Genomic DNA, 3057 nt, shown 5'->3' on the forward strand with positions numbered 1-3057 from the left:
GAATTGCAATTGCATTAACGATTACGTTCTTCTGGATTGTCGGGTATGCCATCACTTATACGTACATTTCACCCTTCCTGCTGCAAGTGACAGGGATAAGTGAACAAGGTGTGAGCGCCGGATTGTTCGCCTTCGGTATTGCCAGCTTGTTCGGTTCCAAGTTCGGCGGCTTCAGCACTGATAAGTGGGGCGTATCCCGTACATTAATCGGGGGGATGATGCTGCATGCGGTGACCTTAATTCTGTTATCCTTATCTGCCCAATCAGCTATTATCGTGTTCCCCTTACTCATGCTCTGGGCGTTCTCCGCATGGTCATCAGGTCCTACGCAGCAGTATTACTTGATTTCCCTTGCACCTGAAGCTTCCGGTATTATGCTAAGCCTGAATAGCTCGGTTCTGCAATTGGCCATGGCTGCTGGCGCGGGAATTGGTGGTGTGGTTGTTGAGCAAGCTTCGCTTACAGCCATTAGTTGGATCGGGGCAGCTGGTGTCGCCATTGCGGCTGGTACGGCCGTCGTTTCACTGAGACTAACTCGTACCCGAACACGAGCAGCTAAGCTCCATTTACATGAACCGGTAGCGTGAAATAAAATACGCTGCCCTTATCCAGCTCGCTCTCTGCCCAGATGCGCCCTTCGTGATATTCGACAATTTCTTTGGAAATGGCTAGACCAAGACCGCTTCCCTGGTTGGTTGCTGGACCATCATCTCGGTTGTCACGGTAGAATCGTTCGAATACGTGAGGCAATCCTTCTGGAGTAATGCCTGAACCTGTGTCTCTAACTTGGACGATCATTTCTACGCTTACTTCTCCCTGTCGTACCGAGTCGACCAAGATGAAGCCTAGTGAGATCGTATCTCCCTTATCCGAATGATGGATCGCATTGAAGACTAGATTAGTCAATACTTGGTCAATTCGATCGGGATCCATGACAAGCGAAGTGCTGCGAAGACGTTCTTCAGCGGGCAGGAAGTCACATTGAAAGCCTAATCCTGCCTGCCTGATGTCAGTCCCATATTTATCACAGACACGTGAGATCCATGGCTCGGCATCCACCATCTGCAAGCTCATATTGGAACGGCGTGATTCCAACTTCGACAGTTCGAATAAATCTTGCACGAGCCGATTCAATCCTAAGGTTTTGTCCAGGATCATCCGGAAGTATCGTTTTTGCTTGTCGGGATCATTCAAGACCCCACCGACGATCGCTTCGGCATAGCCCTGGATCGCTGTCATCGGGGTGCGCAGCTCGTGCGAGATGTTGCTTAACAAGTGCCGTCGCGCCGCTTCCATCCGAGCTAACTCTACATTTTTCCGTTCAAGATCAAGGTTAGACACCTCGAGCTCTAGCGTTCGTTCCACGATTTTCTGTTCCAGGCTATGGTTCAACTCGATCAATTGCTCATTTAATAAAGTTAGCTCGTTCGCATTCAGCAGCGCTTCCTTCGCTGCTTTCTTTAATGCCATTAATGTTTCTACTCGCGCCAACATTTCGCGGCGGTCGAATGGCTTGCATATACTTATTCGTTCCGACCGTGCCATTCGACCCGATCAATTCGCCGTTCACCCATAACTTGTAGGAGGATGTTATATCATGTATGCTAAGTGCTTTCATTCGTCCATCTATCGGTATCTTAGCCTGCAAGCGAAACGTAGCATAACCGTGGGCAGGCAAGGGTTGTCCGTCTACCTTATAACCTACCCATGATCTGGGTGTTGGGATCAATCCAGTCCGCAACGGATGGCCAAGTTGAAAGTCTTCCGGCCCCAGCAGGTTCTGCCAGTAAAACTCCCACTCGCCTCTCAAAGAAACACTTTGCTCCGTAAAATTAGTACGTGTCAGATCAATCTGGCCTTCATACGCTTTTGGCGATAGTACTGTTTCTGGCAACGTCCCCTTCAATACATAGAAAGCGAACAGGAGCAGGAAGAGGACAAAGGATATGGCGACAATGATTCGTCTCTTGTACATTCGCGACCACCATTAGGATAGAGGATAATAATTCGATAGATTAGCACGTTCGTATGGCATATAATAGGTACATTGGTATTTAGAAGGAGAGGTTGTTCGGGAATGGCTGGTGAAACGATACTTGTAGTTGATGATAATGTGGAGATCAATGAGCTCCTCGATCTATACTTAAACAAGGAAGGGTATAAAGTACTATCTTCCCGCAACGGTGCAGAGGTTAGTTCGCTTGTGAAGCTGCACAACCCGGAGCTTATTATACTGGATGTGCTTCTCCCCGGGCTTGACGGCTACGAAGTATGCCGGGAGCTGCGTAAAACATCCAATGTGCCTATCCTGTTCATCAGTTGTAAAGACGATGATGTTGATAAAATTGTTGGTCTGGGCGTCGGTGGGGACGATTACATTACGAAACCGTTCAGTCCTGCCGAACTGGTGGCTAGGGTGAAAGCTCACCTACGTCGTAACTCGATGTTCGTAACTCCGAACAAAGAAGATCTGCCTTCCATCCTTGAATTTCCCGGCTTAATGATCGATCCCTCCACCCATACCGTTCAAGTAAACGGGACACAGGTCGCCCTATCAGCCAAAGAATTCGGACTGTTGCTCCACATAGCTAAATTCCCCAATCGGGTGTTTAAGAACGATCAGTTATTTTCCGTACTCTGGGACGACAGTTACTTGGGTGACACCCGAACGGTTATGGTACATATATATAATTTGCGTAAAAAGATTGAGGTGGACCCGGCTAATCCGAGATACATTTTGACCATTCGAGGCGTTGGCTATAAATTTAATAGTGCGGTACAGTAAACTTTGCCTCCCATAAGGCAAGGCGTCAGCTGCCCTTGTGCTGATCACGGAAACAAGATCCGCAGATCGTCATCTGGAATACAGCGACTCGTTGTTTACATACGCTGCAAATACGAATACGGCTCGATTCCAATCCGCCTGCAACCTGCTCCAAATCCTCCTCAGACAGCTCGTCATGAGAATTTACATCCATTGGCTCGTTCTTGTCAGTCTTCATAGAATCACGCACCCCTATCGCTTCTCAACTACAACGATCGCCCCAGCTGTCGCTG

The 3057-nt window shown here is 48.4% G+C and carries 5 protein-coding genes; 2 read left to right on the plus strand and 3 right to left on the minus strand.

Annotated features, from left to right (window positions below; genetic code table 11):
* Positions 1–587 (plus strand): MFS transporter (locus AC1DWB_RS32850; RefSeq protein WP_477545295.1); only part of this gene is annotated, 587 nt, incomplete at its 5' end.
* On the opposite strand, the gene AC1DWB_RS32855 is transcribed toward AC1DWB_RS32850, so the two are convergent.
* Together AC1DWB_RS32855 and AC1DWB_RS32860 are read right to left on the minus strand one after the other, a co-directional pair.
* Entirely contained in the window at positions 556–1470 is a 915-nt protein-coding gene (locus tag AC1DWB_RS32855; protein ID WP_477545296.1) for a sensor histidine kinase, read from the minus strand. The genes AC1DWB_RS32850 and AC1DWB_RS32855 overlap by 32 nt on opposite strands.
* On the minus strand, positions 1406–1975 hold the full coding sequence (locus AC1DWB_RS32860) for a hypothetical protein (RefSeq protein ID WP_477545297.1): 570 nt from the start codon (positions 1973–1975) through the stop codon (positions 1406–1408). Before AC1DWB_RS32860 ends, AC1DWB_RS32855 begins: the two co-directional genes overlap by 65 nt.
* 102 nt (positions 1976–2077) lie before the next feature.
* On the opposite strand from AC1DWB_RS32860, the gene AC1DWB_RS32865 reads away from it, so the two are divergent.
* Positions 2078–2785 carry a response regulator gene (locus AC1DWB_RS32865; protein ID WP_477545298.1) on the plus strand — a complete coding sequence of 236 codons (708 nt, stop codon included), beginning with the start codon at positions 2078–2080 and terminating at the stop codon, positions 2783–2785.
* A 25-nt stretch (positions 2786–2810) separates the two neighbouring features.
* Here the strand turns inward: AC1DWB_RS32865 and AC1DWB_RS32870 are convergent, their stop codons facing one another.
* Positions 2811–3002 carry a hypothetical protein gene (locus AC1DWB_RS32870; protein WP_477545299.1) on the minus strand — a complete coding sequence of 64 codons (192 nt, stop codon included), beginning with the start codon at positions 3000–3002 and terminating at the stop codon, positions 2811–2813.
* Positions 3003–3057: the final 55 nt, after the last annotated feature.

This window comes from Paenibacillus sp. P4_E11, from assembly GCF_056401635.1.

Bases quoted from the DNA above. Each gene is read 5' to 3' on its own strand.
- AC1DWB_RS32855 (WP_477545296.1), bottom strand. From the start codon at position 1,470: ATGGCATTAAAGAAAGCAGCGAAGGAAGCGCTGCTGAATGCGAACGAG.
- AC1DWB_RS32870 (WP_477545299.1), bottom strand. From the start codon at position 3,002: ATGAAGACTGACAAGAACGAGCCAATGGATGTAAATTCTCATGACGAG.
- AC1DWB_RS32865 (WP_477545298.1), top strand. From the start codon at position 2,078: ATGGCTGGTGAAACGATACTTGTAGTTGATGATAATGTGGAGATCAAT.
- AC1DWB_RS32860 (WP_477545297.1), bottom strand. From the start codon at position 1,975: ATGTACAAGAGACGAATCATTGTCGCCATATCCTTTGTCCTCTTCCTG.